Origin of the sequence: Sphingomonas sp. Leaf5 (genome assembly GCF_001421155.1) — a bacterium.
Classification (GTDB): Bacteria; Pseudomonadota; Alphaproteobacteria; order Sphingomonadales; family Sphingomonadaceae; genus Sphingomonas.
Genome location: NZ_LMJZ01000019.1, coordinates 60,629 through 87,600 on the forward strand (window position 1 = coordinate 60,629; position 26,972 = coordinate 87,600).

Below are 26,972 nucleotides of genomic sequence, written 5' to 3' on the forward strand. Positions count from 1 at the left end.
CGAAATCCTAAGGTGTTGGTAACGCTTTTGCCCTACGCTGCGCTCTTCCACGGGGAGTCGCCGGTGCATCTCTCGATTTCGACCAAGGTAACCGTCGCGTGCACAGCGGTGCTGTTGCCGTCGCTGTTGCTGTTGGCGAGCTGGCTGCACATCGGCGCGGAGGTCGGCGATGCGGCGGGGCATATCGGGCATCTGACCGAATTGCTGCGCGGGCAGGACCGGCAGGATGCCGCGCAGCAGGCGCTGCGGCTGTCGATCGGCGACGCGACCCGGCTGGCCGAGCGGCACGGCACCGTGCCCGACGCGCAATGGCGCGCACTGTCCGCCGATCTGCGGGCGTTCCGCGCGCTGAACAACGTCACGACGAACGATCCAGACCGGTCGCTGCCGCCCGAGTTGCGGATCGCTCTGGCGCGGACCCGCGCGGCGACGCTGGCGTTCGTGCCGATCGGCAGGGAACTCGTCGATACCGCCCGGTCGGACCCCGACGGGATCAGGCCGGCGATGCCGCGGTTTCTCGACGCGCTGAAGGCATTGGAAGCCGAACGGACGAAGACCCGCGATGCGATGGGCCGCGCGATCGGCGACGCGGCCGACGATGCGGTCGCGCTGAACCATCGCGGTACCTTTCGCGCGCTGTTGAGCGCGGGCGCGGTCATCCTCGCCCTGCTGGTCATGGCGTTGTGGCTGCATCTGCGCGTCATCGAACCGCTGACGTCGATCGCCGGTATCCTGCGGGCATTCCGCGCCGACCGTCCGGTCGGGCAAAGCGTACCCTGCCTCGACCGGCAGGACGAGGTCGGCGATCTGGCGCGTGGCGTTTCCGAATATCACAAGGCGATGGAGGCACAGCGCAGCGCGCAACGACGCGTCGACTTCCTTGCCCATCACGATGCGCTGACCGGCCTGCCCAACCGGTTGCTGTTCGAAAACCGGCTGTCGCACGAGCTGCTGCGGGCGCGGCGGACGGGCGAAAGGGTCACGCTGTTCGCGATTGACCTCGACGAGTTCAAGAGCATCAACGACCGGTGCGGCCATGCCGGTGGCGACGATGCGCTGCGTCGCGCGGGCAAGCTGTTGTCGGGCTGCGTGCGTGCCAGCGACTTGGTCGCGCGGATCGGGGGCGACGAATTCGCGATCATCCAGGTCGCACCGGCGCAACCCGCGGCGGCGGAGGCGTTGCTGCGGCGGATCGCCCGGGCGACCGACGCCACGCTGAGCGCCGATGTCCCGATCCAGATGAGCATCGGCGTCGCCATTGCCGCCCCCGATCAAAGCGGCGACGACCTCCACAACCTTGCCGACATGGCGCTGTATCGTGCCAAGTCGGACGGACGGAATACCGCACGGTTCTTCGACACCAGCCTGCTGGAGGAGGTCAGCCTGCGCAGCCGGCTGGGCCGCGATCTGGAACGGGCGATCGATGCGCACCAGTTGCACGTCGCGTATCAGCCGATCGCGACGCCCGACGGCCGGATCGCCGGGTTCGAGGCGCTGCTGCGCTGGACCCATATCGATCTGGGCAATATTCCGCCCGACGTCTTCATTCCGATCGCGGAAGCGACGGGTCAGATCGGCCGCATCGGCCATTGGGTCGCCGATACCGCGATGGCGGCGGCGGCGCAGTGGCCCGAGCACATGCATCTGGCGCTCAACCTGTCGCCGCTGCAATTCCGCGATGCCGAACTGGCCGGCAACCTGCTGGAACTTGCCGCACGGCATGGCGTGGCGACCCATCGGCTGGAACTGGAGGTGACCGAAAGCGCCACCCTTCTCGACCAGCATCGCCATGCGGTACACACGACATTGCGGCGGTTGCAGGCGGCGGGCGCGATCGTCGCGATGGACGATTTCGGTACCGGCCATGCATCGCTCAGCAATCTCAAGGAATTCACCTTCGACAAGCTGAAGATCGATCGCAGCTTCGTCGCGACGATGCTGTCCGACGCCCCTTCCGCCGTGATCGTCAAGGCGACGATCGGTCTCGGCAAGAGTCTGGGCATGTCGATCGTCGCCGAAGGGGTCGAGACCGCCGAACAGCTGGCGCAGTTGCGCGAATGGGGCTGCGACCTGTTGCAGGGCTATTTCATCGGCCGGCCGATGCGGGTCGTCGACCATCTGATCGCGCCCGTCGAAATGGCCGTCTGAGCGGCCGCCCGGACATAGCCGGCGGTACGGGTGCCGCCAAAGCGTTCCCCTTCCGGCCCCTCCGAACAGGCAGCGTACGACGCGGCCTTGCGCGGCCGCCGCCGAGCGGCCAAGCAGCGGCGATGCGGATCGCTCTCTACGAACCCGAAATCGCCGGCAATGTCGGTGCGGTGATGCGGCTGGGTGCCTGTCTGGGCGTCGCCGTCGACCTGATCGAGCCCCTGGGGTTCGCATGGGACGATCGTCGGGTCCGGCGGACGGCGATGGACTATATCGATCATGTCTCGGTCACGCGTCATGCCAACTTCGCCGCGTTCCGTTCGACCGTGGCGCCGCCGCGCCTCGTGCTGTTCACCACCAAAAGCGAGCGATCATCCTATGATTTCGCATTCCGGCCCGACGACGTGCTGTTGTTCGGCAAGGAAAGCGCCGGCGTACCCGCCGACATCGCCGCGATGTGTGACGAGCGCCTGCGCCTGCCGATCCGGGCAGTAGTGCGATCGATGAACCTTGCCACCGCCACCGCGCTCGCGCTGGGCGAGGCGCTGCGTCAGACCGGCGGCCTGCCCGGCTAATCCACGGCGGCTTCGCCCGATTGCGTACCGTCGTTGCGACGCGACGGGGCGATCGGCATCGTCGTGCGTTGTCGGGCTTTCGGGGATGTTCCCTGACAAGGATGATCGATCGAATGGCGGACAGGCCCGACATGGAAATTTCACGCCGCGGCGTGCTGGCAAGTGGCGCGATGGGCGCGGCCGTTGCCGTGACCCCGGCTGTTGCGACGGCGCAATCGGCACCCCGGCCCGCGTCGCCGCCGACGATGCCGGTCCGTTTCCGGGTGAACGGCAAGCCTCAGCAGATGACGCTCGACACGCGTACCACCCTGCTCGATGCGCTGCGCGAACATCTGCACCTGACCGGCACCAAGAAGGGCTGCGATCACGGCCAATGCGGTGCCTGCACCGTTCTGGTCGGTGGCAAGCGCATCAATTCCTGCCTGACGCTGGCGGTGATGCACGAGGGCGACGAGATCGTGACGATCGAAGGGCTCGGCACGCCCGACAAGCTGCATCCGATGCAGGCGGCGTTCGTGAAGCATGACGGCTATCAATGCGGCTATTGCACGCCGGGACAGATTTGTTCGGCGGTGGCGGTGCTCGACGAAATCCGGCGCGGCGTGCCGAGCCATGTGCAGGCCGACCTGACCAAGCGTCCGGGCGCGACCAACATCGAAATGCGCGAGCGGATGAGCGGCAATATCTGTCGCTGCGGCGCATATTCGAACATCGCCGATGCCATGGCCGATGTGGCGGGAGCCAAGGCATGAGAGCCTTTACCTACGAACGCGCGCGCGATGCGGTGGCGGCGGCACGGATCGTCGCCAGCCGGCCCGACGCGAAGTTCATCGCCGGCGGCACCAACCTGCTCGACCTGATGAAGCTCGAGATCGAGACGCCGACGCATCTGGTCGATGTGAAGGATCTGGGGTTCGACAAGATCGAGAAGACCCGGGATGGCGGTCTGCGGATCGGCGCGCTGGTGACCAATACCGATCTTGCTGCCGATGAACGGGTAAGGCGCGACTATGGCGTGCTGACGCGGGCGATCGTCGCGGGCGCCTCGGGACAGTTGCGCAACAAGGCGTCGACCGCCGGCAACCTGCTGCAACGGACCCGCTGCCCGTATTTCTACGACACCAACATGGCCTGCAACAAGCGCAAGCCGGGGTCGGGCTGTGCCGCGATCGGCGGCTATTCGCGACAGTTGGGCGTGATCGGCGTGAGTAACGCCTGCATCGCGACCTTTCCGGGCGACATGGCGGTGGCGATGCGTGTGCTCGACGCCAGCATCGAAACGGTCGATGGCGCCGGGACGCGGCGTACCATTCCGATCGCCGACTTCCACCGCTTGTGGGGCGATCGGCCCGACATGGATACGGTACTGAAGCCCGGCGAACTGATCACCGCCGTCACCCTGCCCCGCCCGATCGGCGGCCAGCATTTTTATGAAAAGGTGCGCGACCGGGCCTCCTATGCCTATGCACTGGTATCGGTTGCGGCGGTGATCCAGCGCGACGGGTCCGGCCGCGTCGCCTTTGGCGGGGTCGCGCCGCGGCCATGGCGGGTCGAGGCAGCCGACGCGCTGCTGCCGCAGGGGGCCGCCGCCGTCACCGCCCGTGCGTTTCAGGGGGCCACCCCCACCAGGGACAATGCGTTCAAGCTGCCGCTCGCCACCCGCGCGCTGGCATCGGTCATCGCGCAAGCCAAGGCATAATCCATGCAGTTCGACACTCCCGCGACGACCAATCCCATCGACCGGATGAAGGTGGTCGGCCGCGCGCACGACCGCATCGACGGTCCGCTGAAAACGACCGGCCGTGCGCCCTATGCCTATGAGCATCAGGGCATCGCCAACCAGGCCTATGGCTATATCGTCGGGGCGGCGGTGGCGAAGGGGACGATCCGGTCGATCAACCTCGACGCCGCGAACGCCGCGCCCGGCGTGCTGACGATCGTCACCGCCCAGAATGCCGGCAAGCTCGGCAAGGGGCAGATGAATACCGTCAAGCTGCTCGCCGGGCCGCAGGTCGACCATTATCATCAGGCGGTGGCACTGGTCGTTGCCGAGACGTTCGAACAGGCGCGTGCCGCCGCCGCGCTGGTGCGCGTCGACTATGCGCGGGCACCGGGGCAATATGATCTGGACGAGGCGCTGAAAGGCGCGCCGCTCGCCGAGGGTGATGGCGGCGTCGCGCGGGTGGGTTCGTTCGACAGCGCCTTTGCCGCTGCACCGGTCAAGATCGATGCCGAATATACGACCCCCGACCACAGCCATGCGATGATGGAGCCGTTCGCGTCGATCGCGGCGTGGCAGGGCGACGAACTGACGGTGTGGACGTCGAACCAGATGATCGACTGGGGTCGTGGCGATCTGGCGAAGACGCTGGGCATCCCCAAGGACAAGGTCACGGTGATGTCGCCCTATGTCGGCGGAGGGTTCGGCGGGAAGCTGTTCCTGCGCGCCGATGCCGTGCTGGCGGCGCTGGGGGCGAAGGCGGCGAAGCGGCCGGTGAAGCTGGCCATGCAGCGGCCGATGATGGTCAACAACGCGACCCACCGCCCGGCGACCCGCCAGCGTATCCGCATCGGTGCGCGCCCCGATGGAACGATCACCGCGATCGCACATGAAAGCGGGTCGGGCGATCAGCCGAACGGCGGTCCCGAAGCGGCGATCAACCAGACCAAGCTGCTCTATGCCGGGGCGAACCGCCTCACCTCGATGCGGCTGGCGGTGCTGAACCTGCCCGAAGGCAATGCGATGCGCGCGCCGGGCGAAGCGCCGGGAATGATGGCGCTCGAAATCGCGATGGACGAACTGGCCGAAAAGCTGCGGATCGATCCGATCGCGCTGCGAGTGAAGAACGATACGCAGGTCGATCCCGCAAAGCCCGAACGGCGCTTTTCGCAGCGGCAACTGGTCCGGTGTCTGGAGGAAGGGGCGCAACGCTTCGGCTGGTCGCGGCGGAGTGCGACGCCAGGACAGGTGCGCGACGGAAAATGGCTGGTCGGGATGGGCGTCGCCTCCGCCTTCCGCAATCACATGAACATGACGTCGGGCGCGCGGGTTCGGCTGGGTCGCGACGGCGTGGTCACGGTCGAAACCGACATGACCGATATCGGCACCGGCAGCTACACGATCATCGCCCAGACCGCGGGCGAAATGATGGGCGTGCCGGCCGAGGCGGTTGTGGTGCGGCTGGGCAGTTCGGCATTCCCGGTATCCGCCGGATCGGGCGGGCAATGGGGTGCGGCGAATGCGACCGCCGGGGTCTATGCGGCGTGCGTGCGACTGCGCGAACAGGTGGCGCAGCGGCTCGGCATCGATCCGGCCACTGCCGACTTTACCGATGGCAAGGTCAGCGGCGGCGGGCGCTCCGCCGATCTGCGCGCCGCGGCGGCCGGCGGCGACCTGATCGCCGAGGACAAGATCGAATTCGACAAGCTCGACAAGACCTATCAGATGGCGACGTTCGGCGCGCATTTCGTCGAGGTCGGGGTGGATGCCTATACCGGCACCACCCGCATCCGCCGGATGCTGGCGGTGTGCGCGGCGGGTCGGATCATCAACCCGAAATCGGCGCGCAGTCAGGTGATCGGCGCGATGACGATGGGCGCGGGATCGGCGCTGATGGAGGAACTGGCGGTCGACAAGCGGTTCGGCATGTTCGTCAACCACGACCTCGCCAGCTATGAGGTGCCGGTCCATGCCGACATCCCGCATCAGGAGGTCGTGTTCCTCGACGAAGCCGATGACAAGGCGAACCCGATGAAGGCCAAGGGCGTCGGCGAACTGGGCATGTGCGGCGTCGCCGGCGCGGTGGCGAATGCGGTCTATAACGCGACGGGCGTGCGGGTTCGCGACTATCCGCTGACGCTGGAAAAGCATCTCGACCGGTTGCCGGCGGTGGTTTGACGGATGACGTCCGTTCGTCGTCACCCCGGACTTGATCCGGCGTCCCGCTTCTTCTCGACGGTGGCAAGAAAACGGGACCCCGGATCAAGTCCGGGGTGACGTAGCAGGGGATCAGAAAGCCTTCGCCACCTCCACCGCATAGATGTGCGTGGCCCCTTCGAAATTGCCGCGGAACACCACCCATTTCGCGTCGGGGGTGAAGGTCATGTTCGGCTCCAGCCGGTAATCGTGGCGGCGCATGTCGACCAGTTTCTCGACGTCGAGCGTCCCCGGCACGATCAGGGCGTCGGCATTGGCGGCGTGGATGTCGGCTACGTCGGGAATCGCCTTGGGCGTGAAGAGGTAGAGATATTTGCCGTCGGGGGCATGAGCGACCATCTCTCTGTCGCCGCCGTCGCCGGAGAAGCGCCGGCCGCCGGGCATCTGATTGTAATGGACCGACCACTGGTTGCGGTCGACCTTGTACCAATGCCGCTTGGCCGTCGACAGGTCGTAGCCGGCGAGCCAGAACACCTCGCCGCGCGGGGTTTGCAGGTCGTACCAGATCGTCCTGCCATCGGCCGAAAAGAATTCGTGGCCGGCGATCTCCATGTTCATCGTGCGGGTGTGGATCAACTGCTTGCCCGTGCCGTCGGCCCGGATCGTCCAGATGCGGTCGACCTTGTGCCACGGTCCTTCGTGGCAATACAGGATTCGCTGCGGATCGGTGGGGGAGAACTGGATATGGTTCAGCCAGTCGGTCGAGGCGGTGACGACGCGACGCTGCCCGGTGCGCAGGTCGATGGTGAAGATTTCTATCGGGATGCCCGCTTCCAGCCGTTCGTTCAGCCGCCGCTCCTTGGCCTCGGCAAAGGTGTAGGGCGTGCCGTCCGCTCGGGTGGCGCGATAGTCCGCCTCGCCCGGTCCGACGACGCGGCCGGGGGTATGGCGCTGGTCCTGACGCGTGCCGTCGGGACGAAGCGCGCCTTCGCCGAGCGCGACCTGACCCAATAGCAGCGTTTCATCGGTGTTGATCGAACCGATCGAGCCGCCGGGAATGTCGGCGACCTTGCGGGTCCGGCCGCTGTCGATGTCGACCGCGAAGACGGTGGAGGGGCCGCTGGCGTCGTTGCGAAGCTGGCGCGCATAATAGGCGGTTCGCGTCCGCCGGCCGGTGAACAGCAGCGTCACGCCCTTCTCGCGGACCAGCGGCTTCAGGTCCCACGTCTTCAGGTCGACCGTCGCGATGCCGTCGGGGACGCTGACCACCATCCGGTCACCCTGCGGGGTGTAGCTGTTCTGGTGGAAATACAGGGTGGTGCTGTCGGGCACGCGGCTGATGCGGATCACGCGGTGGCCGGTCAGGCGGTCGACCCATTGCGCGGCCGGTTCGGCCAGCGCAGGCACCGCCCCCAGCAGCATGGCGACAAGGCCGAGAATGATCGGGGTCCGCATCGCACTCTCCAAACGCACTTGTGATTATTCCACATAGTATGATAACTCTTCACATATTGAGCATGACGAACCGGACGACGCAAGCCCGGACCATGCCAGGGAGAGAGCGCGCGTGATATCCGCCCCACCAGCCAAGCGTCCGGTACGGCTGATAAACTACCTGGCCTATGGGTCGAACGACGTGCTGGGCGCGGGTTCGATGGCGGTGATTTCCGGCTGGGTGCTGATCTTCTATACCCAGTTTTGCGGGCTGACTGCCGGACAGGCCGCGTTGATCTTTGCCGTCGCCCGTATCCTCGATGCGATCGCGTCGCCGGTGATCGGCTATCTCTCCGACCATTTCGGCACGACGGCGCTGGGGCGGCGGTTCGGACGGCGGCGCTTCTTCATCCTTGCGGCCATCCCGCTGCTGCCGAGCTTCGCGCTGATGTGGCTGCCGGGCATGAGCTTCTGGTATTATCTGGTCAGCTATGTCGGGTTCGAGCTGGTCTATGCGATGGTCATCATCCCATACGAAACGCTCGCCGCTGAAATGTCGACGGACTATCGGACCAAGGCGAAGTTCGCGGGTTTTCGCATCCTGTTCGGGCAGACCGCCGCGATCCTTGCGGGGTTCCTGCCATTGTGGCTCATCAACTATCTGGGCCGCGACAGTGCGCAGACGTTTTTCTACATGGGGGTGATCTTCGCGGCGCTGTTCATGGCGACCGCGGGCTTCCTGTATCGGTTCAGCTGGGAACGGCCCCTGCCCGCACAGGCCGGCCCTCGCGCGAATGCAGGGGTCGGATCTGCGTTCAGGGCGCTGTATCGCAACCTGTTCTCGACGATGCGCATCCGCGCATTCCGGCTGCATCTGGGCATGTATCTGGGCGGGTATATCAGTCAGGACATCTTCAACGCCGCCTTCACCTTCTTCGTGATCTTCGCCCTTGCGGGTACGACGGCGATGGCGTCGGGGCTGCTGGGGACGATGTACATCGTGCAGTTCGTGGCGGTGGTGATCGCGATCAATCTCGCGCTCCGGGCCTCCCCGGCCTTTGCCTATCGGCTGGCGGCGGTCACCTTCGGCCTTGGCGTGATCGTGCTGCTGTCGCTGTGGGCAGGCGGGACGACCGCGACCAGCCCGCTCATCTATCTGGCGATCGGCCTTGCCGGTCTGGGGCGCGGGGCGCTCAACTATATTCCGTGGGCCACGTACAACTACATGGCCGATGTCGACGAGATCGTGACCGGCCAGCGGCGGGAGGGCAGTTTCGCCGGCGTCATGACCTTCGTTCGCAAGGCGACGCAGGCAGCGGCGGTGGCGGGGGTCGGCCTCGTCATCCAGGCGGGCGGCTTCGTGTCGGGCGCACAGACGCAGACGCCGGAGGCGATAAACACCATCGCGCTGCTGCTGGGGGTCGGGACGCTCGGGGTGCTGGTGGCGGGGATCGTCGTGTCGCTGCGCTTCCGGCTCGATCCGCGGACCCATGCGATCCTGATGGAGGAGATCGAACGGCTGCGTTCCGGCGATCCCACGCCGCCCGATCCGCTGCACAAGGCGGTGGTCGAGGATCTGTCGGGATGGCCGCACGATCGGCTGTGGGGCAATAATCCGGTCGCGGCGAAGGTCGCATGATTTGGGCGGCGCTACTGGCGCAGGCGGCAGCGGCCAGTGCGCCGGTGCCGTTGTGGCGCGATCCGGTGCATGATGGCGCGGCCGATGCGTCGACGGTACGCGATCCGGCGACCCGCGAATGGGTGATGTTCTACACCAATCGTCGCGCCGATCTGCCGCTGACCGACGAAAAGGACGTGTCGTGGGTGCATGGCACCGCGATCGGCATCGCCCGGTCGACCGACGGCGTTCGCTGGCGCTACGGTGGCACGGCGGCGATCCCGCAAGCCTGTACCGGAGCGACGCTGTGGGCACCGGAGGTGCAGCGGATCGGCGGGCGCTGGCATATGTGGGTGACGGTGGTGCCGGGCGTGTTCAGGGACTGGAACGCGCCGCGCTTCCTCGTCCATCTGACCAGCCGCGACCTGAAGCAGTGGGACTGTGGCGAGCGGGTCGATCTCGGGTCCGACCGCGTGATCGATGCCAGCGTCGCGGTGCTGGGGCCGAACCGGTATCGGCTATGGTTCAACGACGAACGCGCGGGCAAGGCGATCAGATATGCCGATAGCCGCGACCTGACGCACTGGAGCGTCAAGGGGACGGTGACCGATACGCCGGGCGAGGGACCGAAGGCATTTCGGTGGCACGGCACATGGTGGCTGGTCAGCGATGCGTGGAAGGGGCTGCTGGTCCAGCGATCGACCGACGCGACGCACTGGACCCGGCAGCCGGGCTATCTGCTGGCCGATGCCGGGCGGCGGCCGACCGATCGGGCCAAGGGGCAGCATCCCGATATCGTCGTCGTCGGCGATCGGGCGTGGATCGTCTATTTCGTGCATCAGTCGGGTGAGGAGCAGGCCAAGGGCGATCCGCGCTGGCACCGGCGCAGCGTGTTGCAGATCGCCGAATTGCGCGAGCGCGACGGTATGCTGTCGGTCGATCGGGAAGCGCCGGTGGTCCGGCCGCTGCGATAGGATCGGCTACCGGCCGCATTCCTTCGAAACCGGCCAACGGAACAAGCCGTTGCGGGTGCCGCCCCGCCTCCGACCGCTACCCCCCGATCATGTTCCCATAACCGATCACGATCGTCGCCAGCACCAGCAGGGCGACCCCGCCCCAGACCATCGCCCGGGTACGCGGCGCTGCATCCTTCCATTCGCAGAGAGCGAAACCCCATAGCGTGCCGAAGATGATGATCGACGCCATGTGCAGCGTCCAGCTTGAAAAGCCGAACCGGCCCATCTGGCTTTCGCCCATGGTGTAGAAGAAGAACTGGAAATACCAGGCGGTACCAGCCAGCGCGCACAGCGCGAAGTTGCGGCCCATCGGCGCGCCCGCCGCCTTGCCGCGACCGACCCATTCGCCGCCGCTGCGGTTGCGGACGATCAGGATCGTGCACCAGATCGCATTGGTCAGCAGCCCGCCGAACATGACGAGGCACAGCACAGGCAGGCCGGTCCAGAGCGGTCCGGTCCCGGCGGCGGCCGACAGCGCCTTGATCGGTTCACCGGCGGCCAGACCGAAGGCGAAACAGGCCGACATGATCCCGGCAAAGATCGCGACGACGATCCCCTTGCGGAAATCAAACTCGGCGACGGCCGCCGCCTTCTGTTCGGGCGACAGCGCCCGATCCTTCTTCGCGCCGGCCAGCGCGACGACGACGATCCCGGCGAGCGTCAGGGCAAGGCCGAGCAGGATGATGTTGCCCGACACGCTGTCGAGCAGCTTGGCCGCGAACTCGCCCGCGAACAGCGGCGGGATCAGCGTTCCGAAGACGGTGCAAAGCCCCAGCACGACCGCCATGCCGAGCGACAGGCCGAGATAGCGCATGACCAGCCCATAGCCGAGCCCGCCGAACCCCCAGAGCACGCCGAAGAAGATCGGCCACAACAGCGTCGACACCGGCGTCGCGGCCAAGACGCCGAGCAGGTCGTGGGTCTGGATACTCGCGAAGAACCATGGTGCGAGCACCCACGAAAAGATTCCGCCGGTCAGCCAGTAAATCTCCCACGACCAGCGTCGTACCCCGCGATAGGGAACGTAGAAGCTGGCCGACGCGAGCCCGCCGAGCCAGTGATAGACGACGCCGGTCAGCGGATTGGGGGTCATATGGTCAGCCCCAGGCGATAGAGCCGGTTGGCGTTGCCGGCGAACATCGCGCGACGCTCGGCGTCGGTGAAGTCGGCGGTGATGGTGTCATAGGCCCCGAGCGTCGCGGCGAAGCTGCCGAACAATTTGTCGGTCGGAAAGTCGCTGGCGACCATCGCCCGGTCGGTGCCGAACAAGTCGATCGCGGTCAGGACCAGCGTGCGCGCCTGTTCGAGCGTCCACGGGCGATGGGTGAAGCCGATGCCCGACAGCTTGATCGCGACATGCGGCAACGCGGCGAGCGCGGCCAGGCCGTCGCGCCATTCGGCTTCCTCGCCCGGAACGCACATGCCCATATGGTTGAGCATCACCGGTGTCTCGGGATGGCATTCGATCAGCCGTGCGAGACCCGGGAACTGGCCGGGATAGGCTTGCAGGTCGAAGCTGAGCCCGTGCGCCGCGAGACGGGCATAGCCCCTGCCCCATGCCGCGTCCTGCGTCACGTCGCGGGGGGTGTAGGTGCGGCGGGGATCGGGGTGCCAGTTGACGATATGGCGGATGCCGCGAACGTTGGGATGCGCGGCATGGCCGGCAAGCAGGGCGTCGACGTTCGGATCGGACAGGTCGGCGAACGCGACGATCGCGTTCGGCGACCCTTCGCGGTCGGCCATCGACTGTAGCCAGCGCGTTTCGTCGAGCGCGGCGGCGGGGTCCGCGCCGGCATCGACATGGACGATGCCGCAGACGTCCCAGTCGCCGGCGTCGGCGCGGTATTCGTTCAGGCGATAGGTCTTCGCGATCGCCTCGACCGAGCCGTTGGGGCCGTCCTCCGCGAAGGGCGGGGTCAGCCATGGGTAACGGATGTGGTCGAGGTCCCACAGATGGACATGGGCGTCGATGAAGGGGAGTTTGTTCATGGTCCTGCTCCCGGTTTACTGTCGCCCCCTGCCCGCCTGCCCCCCTCCACTCCGTTTGCTTCGAGCGGAGGTTCAAGCCCGTCGAGAACCGAAGTCGAGAAGGCGGTGCTCCAAAACGACCCGTTCTCGACGGACGCTTCTCGACTTCGCTCGAAGCTGCTCGAACCGAACGGAGTGGGTGGGGATAGGTTTACATTAATACGTCGTCCGCCCGCCCGACGTGTCGAACACCGACCCGGTGGTGAAGCTGCATTCCTCGCTGGCCATGAAACACACCATCGCCGCGCTTTCGTCGACCTCGCCCAGCCGTCCCATCGGGATTTTCGAGCGCATGTAATCGACCTGGCTCTGCGGCAATTGTGCAAGGATCGGGCTTTCGAACGTGGCGGGGGTCAGCGCGTTGGCGATCACGCCCTTGCCGGCCAGTTCCTTGCCGAGCGACTTGGTGAAGCCGATCACGCCTGCCTTGGTCGCCGAATAGGCGCTGGCATTGGGGTTGCCTTCCTTGCCCGCGACCGAGGCGACGTTGACGATCCGGCCAAATCCGTTCGCCAGCAGGTGCGGCACGACGGCGCGGTTGCAATAGAACAGGCCGTTCAGGTTGACGTTCACGACCTGCAACCAGTTGTCGATCGGGAATTCATGCACCGGCACGGTCGCACCGGTGATGCCGGCCGAACAGATCAGGATATCGACCTTGCCCAGCGCGGCCACGCTGTCCGACGCAGCGGCGGCGACCGCCGCCGCGTCAGATACGTCGAGGCGGACGCCGTGCAGACCGACACGCCGACAGGTTTCCTCCAGCGCGGGGTTCATGTCCCACACCGATACCTGCCCGCCCTCTGCGACGATACGTTCGGCGACCGCCAGGCCGAGGCCCGATGCGCCACCGGTGATGATCGCGCTGCGTCCGGCGAACCGCCCCGAATAGGTCATCCGAGCACCGCATCGCCAAGGTTGCGCCATTCGACGACCTGCTGGTTCTGTTCGCCAAGACCGGCGATGCCCAGCTTCATCGTGTCGCCCGCCTTCAGATAGATGGCGTTCGGCTTCTTGCCCTCGCCAACACCCGGCGGCGTGCCGGTGATCATCACGTCGCCCGGATAGAGCGTGATATATTCGCTGACGTACGAGATCAGTTCGGCGACGTCGAAGATCATCGTCTTCGTATTGCCGGTCTGCATCCGCTCGCCATTCACGTCGAGAAACATGTCGAGATCCTGGTGATCGCCCACCTCGTCGGGCGTCACCAGCCAGGGGCCGACCGGACAGAAGGTGTCATGGCCCTTGCCCTTCGACCACTGGCTGCCGCGCTGCTTCTGGTTGAAGCGTTCCGACACGTCGTTCGCGATCGCAAAGCCGGCGACGTGCGAAAGCGCGTCTTCCTTCGAAACATAGCGCGCGGTCTTGCCGATCACGACCGCCAGTTCGACTTCCCAATCGGTGTGGGTCGAATCCTTGGGGATCATGACCTCGTCGTTCGGCCCGGTCAGCGACGACAGCGCCTTCATGAACATCATCGGTTCGGCCGGCACCGGCAGGTTCGATTCGGCGGCATGGTCGGCATAGTTCAAGCCGATCGCGACGATCTTGCCGACGCCCTTGACCGGGACGCCATAGCGCGGCGTGCCGTCGACGACGGGCAGGCTGTCGATATCGACGTTCAGGCCGACGATGCTGGCGACGGTGATGTCGTCGACCACGCCCGACAGGTCGCGGATCTGGCCGTTCGCATCGACGATGCCGGGCTTCTCGTCACCCTGGGTTCCGTAGCGGCAGAATTTCATGGTCTCGTTCTCTCAGTGTTCGAAGGGACGGTGCATGGTCAGGTCGCGGTTCAGCTCGACCCCGAAACCGGGGGCATCGAGCCGCGAAGTCCGCATCCGTCCGTTTTCAGGAATAGGCTCGCCGATCAACTGCGGATGGAACATCGGCTGCACATGATCGGCTTCCGGTGCCATCATCAGATATTCGGCGAAGGGCGAATTGTGGCGGGTGACCACGAAATGGTAGCTGTAGACCGACGAGCCGTGCGGCACGACCAGCTTGCCGCGCGCATCGGCCAGTGCCGAAATCTTGAGCAGTTCGGTGACTCCGCCGCACCAGCCGACATCGGGCTGGATGATGTCGCAGCAGTCCATCTCCAGCAGCATCCGGAAGCCCCAGCGGGTCGCCTCATGCTCGCCGGTGGTGACCAGCATCCCGCGCGGCACGTTGCGCTTCAGTTCGGCATAGCCCCAATAATCGTCGGGGCTGATCGCTTCCTCGATCCATTTCAGGCCGTGGTCGTGCGCGGCATGGGCCAGCCGGGTCGCATAGTCGACGTCGAGCGCCATCCAGCAATCCCACATCAGCCAGAAGTCGGGGCCGACGCGCGAGCGCATCTCGGCCAGTTCGGCGATATTCTTCTTCAACCCCTCGACGCCCTCGGCGGGACCATGGTGCAACGGCATCTTGCCGCCGATGAAGCCCAAGTCCTTCGCGAGATCGGGCCGCGCGCCGGTGGCGTAGAATTGCAGTTCGTCGCGCACAGCACCGCCCAGCATCTGATAGACGGGTTCGTCGCGAAGCTTGCCGAGCAGGTCCCACAACGCGAGGTCGACGCCCGAAATGGCGTTCACCACCAACCCCTTGCGCCCGTAATATTGGGTCGAGAAATACATCTGGTCCCAGATTTTCTCATACTCGGTCGGCGAGCGCCCTTCGAGGAAGCGGGCCAGATGCCGCTCGACGATGAAGCAGGCCGGTTCGCCGCCGGTCGTCACCGCGAAACCGATCGTGCCGTCCTCCGCCTCGATCTCGACGATCAGCGTGCCGAGCACGTTGATGCCGAAGCTCTGCCGCGACTGGCGATATTCGGGATAGCGGCTCATCGGCGTCGCGATGTGATCGTCGATCCAGTGATAGCCTTGCTGGTCGTGATAGTCCGCCCCGCCGCCGCGTACGGTAAACGCACGGACATGTTTGATCCTGGGAAGCGCCGCCTTCATTGCCACCACCTTCGTTACGCGCGCGGCCATGGTCCGCCGCCGACTGAACCCGAAATCCACACGCGCCCGCGTACCATCATGTGGTATGCCGCCTGCGCCATGCGGTCTGAAATGTTGCAAAACCCCGTAGCGGGAAAACCCGCGAACATCCGCTCCGACTGGTTTACTTTCTCACTTTATGGGATAGAGTGCTACTAGATGAGACATAAACCGTCAAACGAAGAATCGCCGATCGCGTCGGATGGCGGAACCGAGCCCGAGACCAAGGGTAGCGGCAAGGCGCAGGGCAGTCAGACGCTGTTGCGCGGACTCGACCTGCTCGATCAGGTCATCGACGGGCCGGTCAAGCTGGCCGAATTGTCGCAGCGCATGGGGCTGACGCGATCGACGACGCACCGGCTCGCCAACGCGTTGATCGATCGTGGTTTTCTGACCTTCCTGCCGCGTGAAGGGTATCTGCTGGGGCCGAAGCTGTTGCAGCTCGGCTTCCTGGCGCAGGGTCAGGCCGACATCGTGCAGATCGCCCGCCCCCGGATCGAGGAGTTGGCGGCGCAGACCGAGGATACGGTCCATTTCGGGCGGCTCGACAGCGATCTGGCGCTGTATCTCGACAAGATTCCGGGGCGTCGCCGCGTCGATATCTCCAGCCGGATCGGTGACCGACAGCCGCTGTCGTCGACCGGTCTGGGCAAGGCGTTGCTGCTCGATGATTCGGAGGCGCGCTGGATCGAGATTTTCGAGGCCGAGCATCCGCCGGGTACGCGACGTCCCGACTTCGACGTGTGGATGGAGCGGATGCGCGGCTATGTCGCCAGCGGCCATGCGTACGATCTCGAGGAAAACGAGGACCTGATCCGCTGCGTCGCGGCACCGGTGCGCGATGCGTCGGGCCGGATCGTCGGCGCGATCAGCGTGTCGAGCGCGGCGCAATATATGGACGACGCCCGCATGGCGACGCTGAGCGCCGACGTGCGCGGCACCGCCGCACGGATCAGCCGCGATCTCGGCTGGTCACCCGATACACAGGCGCTGCAAAAGCGTCGCAAGCGATAAGGACGAGGACTGAGATGAAGCTGTTGGAAGGCAAGACGGTATTGGTCACCGGTGCGTCGACGGGCATCGGCCGGGCGGCAGCGATCGGCGCGGCGCAGCATGGCGCGAACGTCGTCATCAACTATCACAGCCGCGACGACGATGCCGACGCCTGCATCGCCGCTATCGAGGCGACCGGGCAGCGTGGCCTCGCCATCAAGGGCGACGTCGCCGAGGCGGCGACCGCGACCGACTTCGTGGCGAAGGCCGTGGCCGCGTTCGGGCGGGTCGACGTGATGGTGTCGAACGCCGGCATCTGCCCGTTCCACAGCTTTCTGGAGATGCCGGCGGACACGCTGGAGCGAACGCTGCGGGTCAACCTGCACGGTGCCTATTATATGTGTCAGGCGGCGGCGAAGGCGATGGTCGAACAGGGCGATGGCGGGGCGATCATCGCCGTGTCGTCGATCTCGGCACTGGTCGGCGGCGAATATCAGACGCATTATACCCCGACCAAGGCAGGCGTGCATTCGCTGATGCAGTCGACCGCGATCGCGCTGGGGCGGTACGGCATCCGCTGCAACTCGGTGCTGCCGGGGACGATCCTGACCGAGATCAACAAGGACGACCTCGCCGATGAGGGGAAGCGCAAATATATGGAAAGCCGCGTGCCGCTGGGCCGGTTGGGTCAGCCTGAGGATATGGTCGGGCCGATCGTGTTCCTCGCGTCGGACATGGCGGCCTATGTCACCGGCGCGGCGTTGCTGGTCGATGGCGGCATGTTCGTGAACCTGCAATGAGGTCCGCACCGAAGCGTACTCCCGCGAAGGCGGGAGTCCAGGGCAGCAAGCGCCGTCGCCTGCGGCTCTGGATCCCCGCCTGCGCGGGGATATTGATGGGTGCGCAACTGCCCGCCGAGACGATCTTCATCGCCGGCGATTCGACCGCGCAGACCTATAAGCAGGATCGCTATCCGCAGACCGGCTGGGGGCAGATGCTGCCGTGCGGTCTGACCGGCGACGTGCAGGTCGAGAACCGGGCGATGGGCGGGCGATCGACCAAGAGCTTCATCGCCGAGGGGCGGTGGGACAAGATCATGGCCGATATCAAGCCGGGCGACGTCGTGCTGATCCAGTTCGGCCATAACGACGCGAGCCAGAACAAGCCCGAACGCTATGCCCCGGCCGCGACGCTGTACCGCGACAATCTGTTGCGGATGGTGTGGGAGACGAAGGGGCATGGCGCGACGCCGATCCTCATCACGCCGGTGACCCGCCGATCGTTCGGACCGGATGGCAAGAGCAAAGCCGATTTCGCCGCATGGTCGGCGGTGGTACGCGACATCGCCGCGACGACGGGAACGCAGTTGATCGACCTCGAAGCATCTTCGCGTGGCTGGGTCGATGCCAAGGGTGTCGAGGGATCGAAAGCGCTGTTCCTCCACTATCCCGCCGGACGGTATCCGGGGTTCAAGGACGGCATCGCCGACGACACGCATTTCAGCGAACTGGGTGCGCGCGGCGTGGCTGAACTGATCGCCGCCGATCTGACGCGGACGGGACTGCCGGTCGCGGCGAAGGTTGCGAAGGTTCGCCCCGACCTGACGCGGACGACGCCGTTGGGGACGATGGGATGCCGGTGATCCAAGCCGATCCGTATCCCCGCGCAGGCGGGGATCCAGAGCCCCGGCCACTGCCGTCCGGTGCCTGCAACCCTGGATCCCCGCCTGCGCGGGGATACGCTTCGGGTGTGGCGCGCCGAACCCTGCTAGGTCTGAGCGCGGCACTCGGCATCGCCACGGCGCTCCCCGCCTTCGGCCAACCGGGGTCCGCCCCCCTCACCTTCGAACCGATCTGGCCCGGTGTGGCACCGGGCGGAGAGAAGGTAACCGAGCCGGAACAGGAAATTCCCCGTTCCCCGACCGGGCCGAAGGACGACACTGCGTTCCTGCACGTCCGCACCCCGACCATGGCGCATATCGCGCCCGCCAAGCCCAATGGCGCGGCGATCCTGCTGATCCCCGGCGGCGGTTATCTGCGCGTCGCGATCGGCAATGGCGGGCGGGCGCTGCTGCAATTCTTCGCGGATCGCGGCTATCACGCCTATCTGCTCAAATACCGCCTGCCCGGCGATCCGTGGACGGCCGGCCCGGATGCACCGCTGCAGGATGCGCAACGCGCGCTCAGGCTCATCAAGGCCGAGGCGAAGGCCACTGGCGTCGCGACCGACCGGATCGGGGTAATGGGCTTTTCGGCGGGAGGGCATCTGGCAGCGATGCTGGCCTATCGCAGCGACGAAACCTATCGTCCGGTCGATGCCGCCGATGCACAACCGCTGGGCGTCCGCGTGGCCGGGCTGCTATATCCGGTGGCGCTGATGGGGGTGCCGGGCGCGCACAAGGGGTCGCAGGATCAGTTGCTCGGCGAGAAGCCGACGCCGGAGAAGGCGTTGCGCGCGCGGACCGATGCCCGGATCAACCCGGCCAGCCCGCCGACCTTCATCGCCCATGCGATCGATGACCGGGTGGTGAGCGTCGACAACGGCCTCGCACTGCTGGCGTCGCTGCGGCGGGCGAAGCGGCCCGCCGAAGCGTATCTGCCGGAGGTCGGCGGCCACGGTTTCGGCGTAATGCTGGATGGCCAGCCGGCCCCGTGGACGAACCTGTTCTTCGCCTTCGCGAAACGGCACGGCTTATGAGCAGGTCTTCGGTCGCACTGTTCGTCACCTGTCTGGTCGATGCGATGCGGCCGGCGATCGGCTTTGCCAGCCTGAAGGTGCTGGAGGAGGCAGGGTTCGAGGTGATCGTGCCGCCGGGCCAGACCTGTTGCGGGCAGCCTGCGCTCAATTCGGGCGACCGCGACGGGGCGGTGGCGATCGCGAAGGCGACGATCCGGTGCCTCGAACCCTATGACACGATCGTCGTGCCGAGCGGATCATGCAGCGGGACGATCAAGGTCCATTATCCCGAATTGTTCGCCGACGATCCGGCATGGCTGGGGCGGGCCGAGGCTCTGGCTGCCAAGACCCACGAAATCCTGTCGTTCCTCGACGCGCAAGGGTGGCGGCCCGACGGGGTCGGCCTGTCGACGACCTCCGCCTATCACGATAGTTGTTCGGGCCTGCGCGAACTGGGCATCAAGCGCCAGCCGCGAACGCTGCTGTCGGCGGTCGCTGGGCTCGACCAGCGGCCGCTCAAGGGGGCCGAGACCTGCTGCGGGTTCGGCGGTACGTTCTGCGTCAAATATCCGGCGATCTCGAACGCGGTGGTCGAGGAAAAGGCGCAGGCGATCGAGGACAGCGGCGCGGCACTGCTGCTGGCGGGCGATCTGGGGTGCCTGATGAACATGGCGGGCAAGCTGCACCGGCGCGGCAGTAGCGTCCGGGCATTCCATGCCGTCGAAATCCTCGCCGGCATGGGCGACGGTCCGGCGATCGGCGAGCCCGCATGAGCTTTGGCCGACGCGTCGAACTGGCACTGGCCGATCCGGTGCTGAAGGTCGCGGTCGAGCGCACCGCCGGCACCGCAGAGACGAAGCGGGCGGCGGCGGTCGAGGCGTTTCCGGCATTCGAGGAAGCCCGGACCCGGGCGGCGGCGATCAAGGATCATGTGATCGCCCATCTCGGCCATTATCTGGAGATGTTCGAGGGTAACGCGATTGCCGCGGGCGCGCAGGTCCATTGGGCGCGCACCGCCGACGAGGCCGCGACGATCGTCATCGATCTGTGCCGCAAGGCCGGGGCAAAGTCGGTCGCGCGCTCCAAATCGATGCTGGGGGAGGAAATCGGCCTGCCCCATGCGCTGGCCGAGGCCGGGATCGAGCGGATCGAGACCGATCTGGCCGAACACATCATCCAGCTGGCGGGCGAGCGGCCATCGCACATCGTGTGGCCGGCGATGCACAAGACCCGCGAGCAGGTGTCGGCGCTGTTCCGCGCGAAGCATCGCGACCCGCATGTCGAGGAAACGATCGCGGCGATGGCCGAAAGCGCGCGGCGGCATCTGCGCGCCGGGATGCTGGGGGCCGATGTCGGCATATCGGGCGCGAACTTCCTGATCGCCGACAGTGGCAGTGTTTGCACCGTCACCAACGAAGGCAATGCCGAATTGTCGATCGTGCCCCCACGCGTGCATATCGTGACGGCGGGGATCGAAAAGATCGTGCCGGCACTGCCCCATGCCATCCATATGCTCCGGATGCTGGCGCGATCGGCGACCGGCGCGGCGCTGACCCAATATACGACCTTCTATACCGGGCCGAAACGCGCTGGTGATCGCGACGGGCCGGAGGAGATGCACATCGTGCTGGTCGACAACGGCCGCAGTGCGATGGCCGCCGATGCGGCGTTGAAGGAGATGCTGCGCTGTATCCGCTGTGGTGCATGTATGAACCATTGCGTGGTATTCCGGCAGGTCGGCGGCCACGCCTATGGCGGTACCTATCCGGGGCCGATGGGGGCGGTGCTGACCCCGGCGCTCGACGGATTGTCGGCCAATCGCGATCTGGCCCATGCCTGCACGATGAACGGGCGGTGTCAGGAGGTCTGCCCGGTCAAGATCCCCCTCCCCACGCTGTTGCGCGGGTGGCGCGAGAAGAGCTGGCGCGAGGGGCTGGAGCCGGTGTCGATGCGGCAGGGCCTCGGCATCTGGCGGCGGGCGGTGCTGCGGCCGCGGCTGTATCGCTTGGCGAGCGGCGCGGCGGTGCGCGCGATGCGGGTCCTGGCGCGACAGGGCTGGATCACCCGCTTGCCCTTCGCCGCCGCGTGGACCAAGTATCGCGACATGCCTGCGCCCGAAGGCGGTACCTTCATGGCGCAATATGCCAGGGGGCGACGGCGATGAGCGCGCGCGACGCGATCCTCGGCAAGCTGCGCGCACCGGTGCCGCTTGATCTGGCCGTACAGGCGGCGGCGCTGGTGGCGGGGAGCGAGCGCCCCCCCGAGCCCGGCGGTTCGCTCGTCGAACGCTTCGTGGCACGGCTGGCGGGGCCGAGCGTGTCGGCGACGTTCGACCGGATCGATGCTGCCGATGCCCTGCCCGATGCTGTTCGGCGCTATCTGGCGGCGCAGGCACTACCCGCCGCGCTCTATCTCCCGCCCGATCCGCACGTCGCCGCGCTCGATTGGCGCGGTTTTCGGATCGATCACCAAGCCGCCCCCGATCAGGTCGCTGCGCTGGCGGTGGCGAAGGCGGGAGTGGCGGAGAGCGGGTCGCTGGTGTTCGAGACCGGACCGCAGGCCCCGATGTTGCCGAACTTTCTGACGCTCCATCATATCGTCGTGCTGGCGCAAGCGGACATGATCGCGACGCTGGAGGATATTCCAGCCGATCTGGCGGGGCACCGGGCGCATTACTGGGTGACCGGGGTGTCGGGGACGACCGACATCGAAGGGCAATATGTCCGCGGGGCGCATGGGCCGCGGTTTTTGCATGTCGTACTGATTGGCTGAAAGCGACAATTCCCTCTTTCCCGTTTGGTTCGAGCGGAGGTTCGAGCCTGTCGAGAACCGAAGTCGAGAAGGGGGTTGCCCCGAGCGACCCGTTCTCGACGAGGTTCGCAGGAAGATGGAAACGGCCGCCCGACAGAGTCACCCGGCATTAATCGCGCGCTCACCCGATGGTAACCGGAACGACGCATCGCACGCATACGTATTGCGCGTGACAAGCGTTCGACAATCGATACTGTCGTTCCGACCCTGTTCAGAGGAACCTGCGTGACTCAGCCTGCCCTCTCCGCCGTTTCCCCTACGTCCCCGCCGCTCGCCGACGCGATCCTCGAAACGCTGGTCCATCGCATCGGCAAGGATGCGCAGGCCGCGCTGCCGCATGACTGGCTGGCAGCGACGATCCTGACCGTGCGCAACGACATCATCGAACGCTGGATGGCGTCGAGCAAGGAAGCCCATGCCGCCGGGGCGAAAAAAGTCTATTATCTCAGCCTCGAATTCCTGATCGGGCGGTTGCTGCGCGATGCGATCGCCAATCTGTCGCGGACCGACGAGGTGCGCGAGGCGCTGGCGTCGCTGGGCGTCAACTTGTCCGATCTGGAGGGTGAGGAACCCGATGCCGCCCTCGGCAATGGTGGCCTCGGCCGGCTGGCGGCATGCTTCATGGAAAGCCTCGCCAGCCTCGACCTGCCTGCCTATGGCTATGGCATCCGCTATGTGAACGGCATGTTCCGCCAGCGGATCGACAATGGCTGGCAGATCGAGCTGCCCGAAACGTGGCTTCGTCACGGCAATCCATGGGAGTTCGAACGGCGCGAGAGCAATTATCGCATCGGTTTTGGCGGTGAAGTCGTCGGCGACGAGAATGGCGACATTCACTGGATGCCGAGCGAGAGCGTCGAGGCGGTGGCGGTCGACACCCCGGTGATCGGCTGGCGCGGGGCGCGGGTCAACACGTTGCGGCTGTGGACCGCGCGGGCGCGCGATCCGATCCGGCTCGACCGGTTCAACGCCGGCGATCACGAAGGCGCGCTGGCCGCTTCGGTGCGGGCCGATACGCTGGTCCGCGTCCTGTATCCGGCGGATTCGACCCCGGCCGGACAGGAATTGCGGCTGCGGCAGGAATATTTCTTCTCCTCGGCATCGATCCAGGACATCGTCCGTCGCCACGTCCAGTATTTCGGCGACATCCGCACCCTGCCGGACAAGGCGGCGATCCAGCTGAACGACACCCATCCGGCGGTGTCGGTCGCCGAGTTGATGCGCATCCTGATCGACGATCATGCGCTCGATTTCGACGGCGCGTGGGAGATTACCAAGGCGACGTTCGGCTATACCAACCACACGCTGCTGCCCGAGGCGCTCGAAAGCTGGCCGCTCCCGCTGTTCGAACGGCTGCTGCCGAGGCACATGCAGATCGTCTATGCGATCAATGCGAAGGTGCTTCGCGAGGCGCGGACGCAGGGGCAGGACGACCGTGCGATCTCCGCGATCAGCCTGATCGACGAAGGCGGCGAACGGCGGGTGCGAATGGCCAACCTCGCCTTTACCGGCAGCCATAGCGTCAACGGCGTCGCCGCGCTGCACACCGACCTGATGAAGCAGACGGTGTTCGCCGACCTGCACCGCCTGTATCCCGACCGGATCAACAACAAGACCAACGGCATCACCCCGCGCCGCTGGCTGTTCGAAAGCAATCCGGGGCAGACGGCGCTGATCCAGGAGGCGATCGGCGACGCCTTCCTCGACGATGCGACCAGGCTGGCCGACCTGAAACCCTTCGCCGCCGATGCAGCGTTCCGCGAAAGGTTCGAGCAAGTGAAGCGCGCCAACAAGGTGCGGCTGTCGCAGCATCTGCGCGAGGTGATGGGCGTCCGCCTCGATCCCGACGCGATGTTCGACGTGCAGGTGAAGCGCATCCACGAATATAAGCGCCAGTTGCTCAATATCCTCGAAACGGTGGCGCTGTACGACCAGATCCGCAGCCAGCCGGACAAGGACTGGACGCCCCGCGTGAAGCTGTTCGCGGGCAAGGCGGCGTCGAGCTATCATAACGCCAAGCTCATCATCAAACTGGCCAATGACGTTGCGCGCCGGGTCAACGCCGATCCGGCGGTGCGCGGGCTGCTGCGCGTGGCGTTCGTGCCGAATTACAATGTCTCGCTCGCCGAACTCATCATGCCTGCCGCCGACCTGTCCGAACAGATCAGCACCGCCGGCATGGAAGCGTCGGGCACCGGCAACATGAAGCTGGCGCTGAACGGCGCGCTGACCATCGGCACGCTGGACGGGGCCAATGTCGAAATCCGCGACCATGTCGGCGCGGACGATATCATCATCTTCGGCCTGACCGCCGATCAGGTCGCCGAGAAGCGAGCCAATGGCTATGACCCGCGCGAGGCGATCGCCGCCTCGCGCGAGTTGCAACAGGCGCTGTCGGCGATCAAGAGCGGGGTCTTCAGCCATGACGATCCGGGCCGCTATGCCGGGCTGATCGAAGGGCTGGAGAATAGCGACTGGTTCCTGTGCTGTGCCGATTTCGACAGCTATGCGCAGGCACAGCGCGACGTCGATGCGCGCTGGGCGGACCGGGCCGGCTGGAACGCCAGCGCGATCCGCAATGTCGGCGGGGTCGGCTGGTTCTCGTCCGACCGAACGATCAGCGAATATGCGCGTGATATCTGGAACGTGATGTGAGGCCGCCGGCCGACGCCGTCGCGGCGCTGCTCGCGGGGCGTCACGCCGATCCTTTCGCGCTGCTGGGGCCGCACGCCGGGCCGGAGGGCACGTTCGTACGCGCATGGTTGCCGAATGCGCAGAAGGTGCTGGCGCACGACCTGTCGGGCAAGTTGCTCGGCGAATTGCGGCCGGTCGGCGACGGAATCGTCGAGGGGACGATCAACGGCCCGCCCCAGCCGATGCTCTATTATGCGCGCGGCGGTGCCGGTGAATGGTGGGTCAAGGACCCTTATTCGTTCGGGCCGGTGCTGGGGCCGACCGACGATTTCCTGATCGCCGAAGGTACGCACCTGCGGCTGCACGACAAGCTCGGCGCGCATCCGATCCGGCATGAAGGTGCCGAAGGCATGCACTTCGCGGTATGGGCCCCGAATGCGCAGGTCGTCAGCGTCGTCGGCGACTGGAACCATTGGGATGCCAAGCGCCATCCGATGCGGCGGCGAAGCGATGTCGGCGTCTGGGAAATCTTCCTTCCCGATGTCGGACCGGGTCAGGCGTATAAATTCGCGATCATCGGCGCGGACGGTCAGCGGTTGCCGCACAAGGCCGATCCCTTCGCCTTTGCCAGCGAATTGCGCCCGGCGACGGCATCGCTGACGGCAGCACCGCTCGATCACGACTGGCGCGACGGCGCGCACCGTGCGCATTGGGCATCGGTCGATCCGCGCCGCGTGCCGATCTCGATCTACGAAGTCCATGCCGGCAGCTGGCAGCGCGACGACGATGGCTGGTTCCTGCCATGGGATCAGCTGGCCGATCGACTGATCCCCTATATCGTCGAGATGGGCTTTACCCATATCGAGTTCCTGCCAATCAGCGAGCATCCCTACGACCCGTCGTGGGGATATCAGACGACCGGTCTCTATGCCCCGTCGGCGCGGTTCGGCGATGCAGTGGGGTTCGCGCGCTTCGTCGATGGTGCCCACAAGGCCGGTATCGGCGTGCTGCTCGACTGGGTTCCCGCGCACTTCCCGACCGATGCGCACGGATTGGCGCGGTTCGACGGTACCGCGCTGTACGAACATGATGATCCGCGGCTGGGCTTCCACCCCGACTGGAACACGGCCATCTATAATTTCGGCCGCCGCGAAGTCTCTCAATTCCTGGTGAACAATGCGTTGTTCTGGGCCGAGCGCTATCATGTCGACGGGCTGCGCGTGGATGCGGTCGCGTCGATGCTGTACCGCGACTATTCGCGGAAAGACGGCGAGTGGATTCCCAACGACGCCGGCGGACGGGAAAACTGGGAGGCGGTCGAGTTTCTGCGCGCCACCAACCGTGCGGTCTATCGCGACCATCCCGGCTTCTTCACCGTTGCCGAGGAATCGACGTCATGGCCCGGCGTGTCGAAGCCGGCGCACGAAGGCGGGCTGGGCTTCGGGTTCAAATGGAATATGGGCTTCATGCACGACACGCTCGCCTATATGGCGCGCGAGCCGGTGCATCGGTCGCATCACCATAATGAAATCACCTTCGGCCTGACCTACGCGTTCAGCGAGAATTTCGTCCTGCCGCTCAGCCATGACGAGGTGGTCCATGGCAAGGGATCGCTGCTGACCAAGATGGCCGGCGACGACTGGCAGAAATTCGCCAATCTACGTGCCTATTATGCGCTGATGTGGGGATATCCCGGCAAGAAGCTGCTGTTCATGGGGCAGGAATTCGCGCAGCGCCGCGAATGGTCCGAGGAACGCGCGCTCGATTGGGAATTGATGGACGCGCCCGCCCATCGCGGCGTGGCATCGCTGGTCCGCGACCTGAACCGGCTGTATCGCGAAACGCCGGCCCTGCACGCCCGCGATTGCGAAGGCGACGGGTTCGCCTGGGCGGTGGTCGACGATGCCGCCAATTCGGTATTCGCCTGGGAGCGGCGGGCACCGGCCGAAGCGACGGTACTGGTCGTCAGCAACCTCACCCCGATCCCGCGCGAAGGCTATCGCGTGCCGGTGTCGCAGGGCGGGCGCTGGCGGGAGATGCTGAACAGCGACGCCGCTGAATATGGCGGCGGCGGCATGGGCAATATGGGCGTCGTCGAAGCAACGGACGGGATGGTGACACTGACCCTGCCCCCGCTGGCGACACTCTGGTTCGAAAACGAAAAATAATCTG

Annotated in this window: 22 protein-coding genes; 16 read left to right on the forward strand and 6 right to left on the reverse strand. The window is 66.0% G+C overall.

Going from position 1 to position 26,972, the window contains the following annotated elements; translation table 11 throughout:
- Positions 1–63: 63 nt before the first annotated feature.
- From ASE50_RS11585 to paoC, 5 genes are all read left to right on the forward strand, one after another.
- Positions 64–2,148 carry a putative bifunctional diguanylate cyclase/phosphodiesterase gene (locus tag ASE50_RS11585; RefSeq protein WP_056501126.1) on the forward strand — a complete coding sequence of 695 codons (2,085 nt, stop codon included), beginning with the start codon at positions 64–66 and terminating at the stop codon, positions 2,146–2,148.
- Positions 2,149–2,270: 122 nt separating this feature from the next.
- Positions 2,271–2,723, forward strand: coding sequence for a tRNA (cytidine(34)-2'-O)-methyltransferase (locus tag ASE50_RS11590; RefSeq protein ID WP_056400376.1), 453 nt, complete (start codon positions 2,271–2,273; stop codon positions 2,721–2,723).
- Between the two features lie 113 nt (positions 2,724–2,836).
- On the forward strand, positions 2,837–3,475 hold the full coding sequence (gene paoA / locus ASE50_RS11595) for an aldehyde dehydrogenase iron-sulfur subunit PaoA (RefSeq protein ID WP_056400379.1): 639 nt from the start codon (positions 2,837–2,839) through the stop codon (positions 3,473–3,475).
- Positions 3,472–4,422, forward strand: a complete 951-nt coding sequence (locus ASE50_RS11600) for an FAD binding domain-containing protein (RefSeq protein ID WP_056400382.1) — start codon at positions 3,472–3,474, stop codon at positions 4,420–4,422. The genes paoA and ASE50_RS11600 overlap by 4 nt, the downstream gene beginning before the upstream one ends.
- A gap of 3 nt (positions 4,423–4,425) precedes the next feature.
- Complete coding sequence (paoC, locus tag ASE50_RS11605) at positions 4,426–6,621, forward strand: aldehyde oxidoreductase molybdenum-binding subunit PaoC (RefSeq protein ID WP_056400385.1); 2,196 nt, start codon at positions 4,426–4,428, stop codon at positions 6,619–6,621.
- A 111-nt stretch (positions 6,622–6,732) separates the two neighbouring features.
- Here the strand turns inward: paoC and ASE50_RS11610 are convergent, their stop codons facing one another.
- The gene (locus tag ASE50_RS11610; protein ID WP_056400389.1) at positions 6,733–8,055 is read right to left on the reverse strand and encodes an oligogalacturonate lyase family protein; all 1,323 of its coding nucleotides are present in this window, start codon (positions 8,053–8,055) and stop codon (positions 6,733–6,735) included.
- A gap of 112 nt (positions 8,056–8,167) precedes the next feature.
- On the opposite strand from ASE50_RS11610, the gene ASE50_RS11615 reads away from it, so the two are divergent.
- On the forward strand, positions 8,168–9,673 hold the full coding sequence (locus tag ASE50_RS11615) for an MFS transporter (RefSeq protein WP_056400391.1): 1,506 nt from the start codon (positions 8,168–8,170) through the stop codon (positions 9,671–9,673).
- Entirely contained in the window at positions 9,670–10,626 is a 957-nt protein-coding gene (locus ASE50_RS11620; RefSeq protein ID WP_235512312.1) for a glycoside hydrolase family 43, read from the forward strand. Before ASE50_RS11615 ends, ASE50_RS11620 begins: the two co-directional genes overlap by 4 nt.
- A gap of 76 nt (positions 10,627–10,702) precedes the next feature.
- On the opposite strand, the gene rhaT is transcribed toward ASE50_RS11620, so the two are convergent.
- The 5 genes from rhaT to rhmD all read right to left on the reverse strand — a co-directional run bounded on the left by rhaT (position 10,703) and on the right by rhmD (position 15,647).
- On the reverse strand, positions 10,703–11,761 hold the full coding sequence (gene rhaT / locus ASE50_RS11625) for an L-rhamnose/proton symporter RhaT (protein WP_056400394.1): 1,059 nt from the start codon (positions 11,759–11,761) through the stop codon (positions 10,703–10,705).
- Complete coding sequence (locus ASE50_RS11630) at positions 11,758–12,657, reverse strand: amidohydrolase family protein (RefSeq protein ID WP_056400397.1); 900 nt, start codon at positions 12,655–12,657, stop codon at positions 11,758–11,760. The genes rhaT and ASE50_RS11630 overlap by 4 nt, the downstream gene beginning before the upstream one ends.
- A 195-nt stretch (positions 12,658–12,852) precedes the next feature.
- On the reverse strand, positions 12,853–13,593 hold the full coding sequence (locus ASE50_RS11635; protein WP_056400401.1) for an SDR family NAD(P)-dependent oxidoreductase: 741 nt from the start codon (positions 13,591–13,593) through the stop codon (positions 12,853–12,855).
- Positions 13,590–14,444 (reverse strand): fumarylacetoacetate hydrolase family protein, encoded by an 855-nt coding sequence (locus tag ASE50_RS11640; RefSeq protein ID WP_056400404.1) that lies wholly within the window; start codon positions 14,442–14,444, stop codon positions 13,590–13,592. The genes ASE50_RS11635 and ASE50_RS11640 overlap by 4 nt, the downstream gene beginning before the upstream one ends.
- 12 nt (positions 14,445–14,456) lie before the next feature.
- Positions 14,457–15,647, reverse strand: a complete 1,191-nt coding sequence (rhmD, locus tag ASE50_RS11645) for an L-rhamnonate dehydratase (protein ID WP_200909524.1) — start codon at positions 15,645–15,647, stop codon at positions 14,457–14,459.
- Between the two features lie 198 nt (positions 15,648–15,845).
- Here rhmD and ASE50_RS11650 point away from each other — a divergent pair, with 198 nt between their 5' ends.
- From ASE50_RS11650 to glgB, 9 genes are all read left to right on the forward strand, one after another.
- Entirely contained in the window at positions 15,846–16,700 is an 855-nt protein-coding gene (locus ASE50_RS11650) for an IclR family transcriptional regulator (protein WP_082438981.1), read from the forward strand.
- Positions 16,701–16,714: 14 nt separating this feature from the next.
- Positions 16,715–17,479: an SDR family NAD(P)-dependent oxidoreductase gene (locus ASE50_RS11655; protein WP_056400409.1), complete on the forward strand. Its 765-nt coding sequence runs from the start codon at positions 16,715–16,717 to the stop codon at positions 17,477–17,479.
- 95 nt (positions 17,480–17,574) lie between these two features.
- Complete coding sequence (locus ASE50_RS11660; protein ID WP_156347430.1) at positions 17,575–18,321, forward strand: rhamnogalacturonan acetylesterase; 747 nt, start codon at positions 17,575–17,577, stop codon at positions 18,319–18,321.
- A gap of 107 nt (positions 18,322–18,428) precedes the next feature.
- On the forward strand, positions 18,429–19,376 hold the full coding sequence (locus ASE50_RS11665; protein WP_056400416.1) for an alpha/beta hydrolase: 948 nt from the start codon (positions 18,429–18,431) through the stop codon (positions 19,374–19,376).
- Entirely contained in the window at positions 19,373–20,128 is a 756-nt protein-coding gene (locus ASE50_RS11670) for a (Fe-S)-binding protein (protein ID WP_056400423.1), read from the forward strand. Before ASE50_RS11665 ends, ASE50_RS11670 begins: the two co-directional genes overlap by 4 nt.
- Complete coding sequence (locus tag ASE50_RS11675; protein WP_056400426.1) at positions 20,125–21,519, forward strand: lactate utilization protein B; 1,395 nt, start codon at positions 20,125–20,127, stop codon at positions 21,517–21,519. The genes ASE50_RS11670 and ASE50_RS11675 overlap by 4 nt, the downstream gene beginning before the upstream one ends.
- Entirely contained in the window at positions 21,516–22,127 is a 612-nt protein-coding gene (locus tag ASE50_RS11680) for a LutC/YkgG family protein (RefSeq protein WP_056400429.1), read from the forward strand. Before ASE50_RS11675 ends, ASE50_RS11680 begins: the two co-directional genes overlap by 4 nt.
- 264 nt (positions 22,128–22,391) lie before the next feature.
- Positions 22,392–24,821: a glycogen/starch/alpha-glucan phosphorylase gene (locus tag ASE50_RS11685; RefSeq protein WP_056400432.1), complete on the forward strand. Its 2,430-nt coding sequence runs from the start codon at positions 22,392–22,394 to the stop codon at positions 24,819–24,821.
- Positions 24,818–26,968 carry a 1,4-alpha-glucan branching protein GlgB gene (gene glgB, locus ASE50_RS11690; RefSeq protein WP_056400435.1) on the forward strand — a complete coding sequence of 717 codons (2,151 nt, stop codon included), beginning with the start codon at positions 24,818–24,820 and terminating at the stop codon, positions 26,966–26,968. Before ASE50_RS11685 ends, glgB begins: the two co-directional genes overlap by 4 nt.
- Positions 26,969–26,972 lie beyond the last annotated feature (4 nt).

Excerpts from the sequence above, each read along its gene's own strand:
- ASE50_RS11590 (WP_056400376.1), top strand. The coding sequence starts at position 2,271 with ATGCGGATCGCTCTCTACGAACCCGAAATCGCCGGCAATGTCGGTGCG.
- paoA (WP_056400379.1), top strand. The coding sequence starts at position 2,837 with ATGGCGGACAGGCCCGACATGGAAATTTCACGCCGCGGCGTGCTGGCA.
- ASE50_RS11600 (WP_056400382.1), top strand. The coding sequence starts at position 3,472 with ATGAGAGCCTTTACCTACGAACGCGCGCGCGATGCGGTGGCGGCGGCA.
- paoC (WP_056400385.1), top strand. The coding sequence starts at position 4,426 with ATGCAGTTCGACACTCCCGCGACGACCAATCCCATCGACCGGATGAAG.
- ASE50_RS11610 (WP_056400389.1), bottom strand. The coding sequence starts at position 8,055 with ATGCGGACCCCGATCATTCTCGGCCTTGTCGCCATGCTGCTGGGGGCG.
- ASE50_RS11620 (WP_235512312.1), top strand. The coding sequence starts at position 9,670 with ATGATTTGGGCGGCGCTACTGGCGCAGGCGGCAGCGGCCAGTGCGCCG.
- rhaT (WP_056400394.1), bottom strand. The coding sequence starts at position 11,761 with ATGACCCCCAATCCGCTGACCGGCGTCGTCTATCACTGGCTCGGCGGG.
- ASE50_RS11630 (WP_056400397.1), bottom strand. The coding sequence starts at position 12,657 with ATGAACAAACTCCCCTTCATCGACGCCCATGTCCATCTGTGGGACCTC.
- ASE50_RS11635 (WP_056400401.1), bottom strand. The coding sequence starts at position 13,593 with ATGACCTATTCGGGGCGGTTCGCCGGACGCAGCGCGATCATCACCGGT.
- ASE50_RS11640 (WP_056400404.1), bottom strand. The coding sequence starts at position 14,444 with ATGAAATTCTGCCGCTACGGAACCCAGGGTGACGAGAAGCCCGGCATC.
- rhmD (WP_200909524.1), bottom strand. The coding sequence starts at position 15,647 with ATGAAGGCGGCGCTTCCCAGGATCAAACATGTCCGTGCGTTTACCGTA.
- ASE50_RS11650 (WP_082438981.1), top strand. The coding sequence starts at position 15,846 with ATGAGACATAAACCGTCAAACGAAGAATCGCCGATCGCGTCGGATGGC.
- ASE50_RS11655 (WP_056400409.1), top strand. The coding sequence starts at position 16,715 with ATGAAGCTGTTGGAAGGCAAGACGGTATTGGTCACCGGTGCGTCGACG.
- ASE50_RS11660 (WP_156347430.1), top strand. The coding sequence starts at position 17,575 with ATGGGTGCGCAACTGCCCGCCGAGACGATCTTCATCGCCGGCGATTCG.
- ASE50_RS11670 (WP_056400423.1), top strand. The coding sequence starts at position 19,373 with ATGAGCAGGTCTTCGGTCGCACTGTTCGTCACCTGTCTGGTCGATGCG.
- ASE50_RS11675 (WP_056400426.1), top strand. The coding sequence starts at position 20,125 with ATGAGCTTTGGCCGACGCGTCGAACTGGCACTGGCCGATCCGGTGCTG.
- ASE50_RS11680 (WP_056400429.1), top strand. The coding sequence starts at position 21,516 with ATGAGCGCGCGCGACGCGATCCTCGGCAAGCTGCGCGCACCGGTGCCG.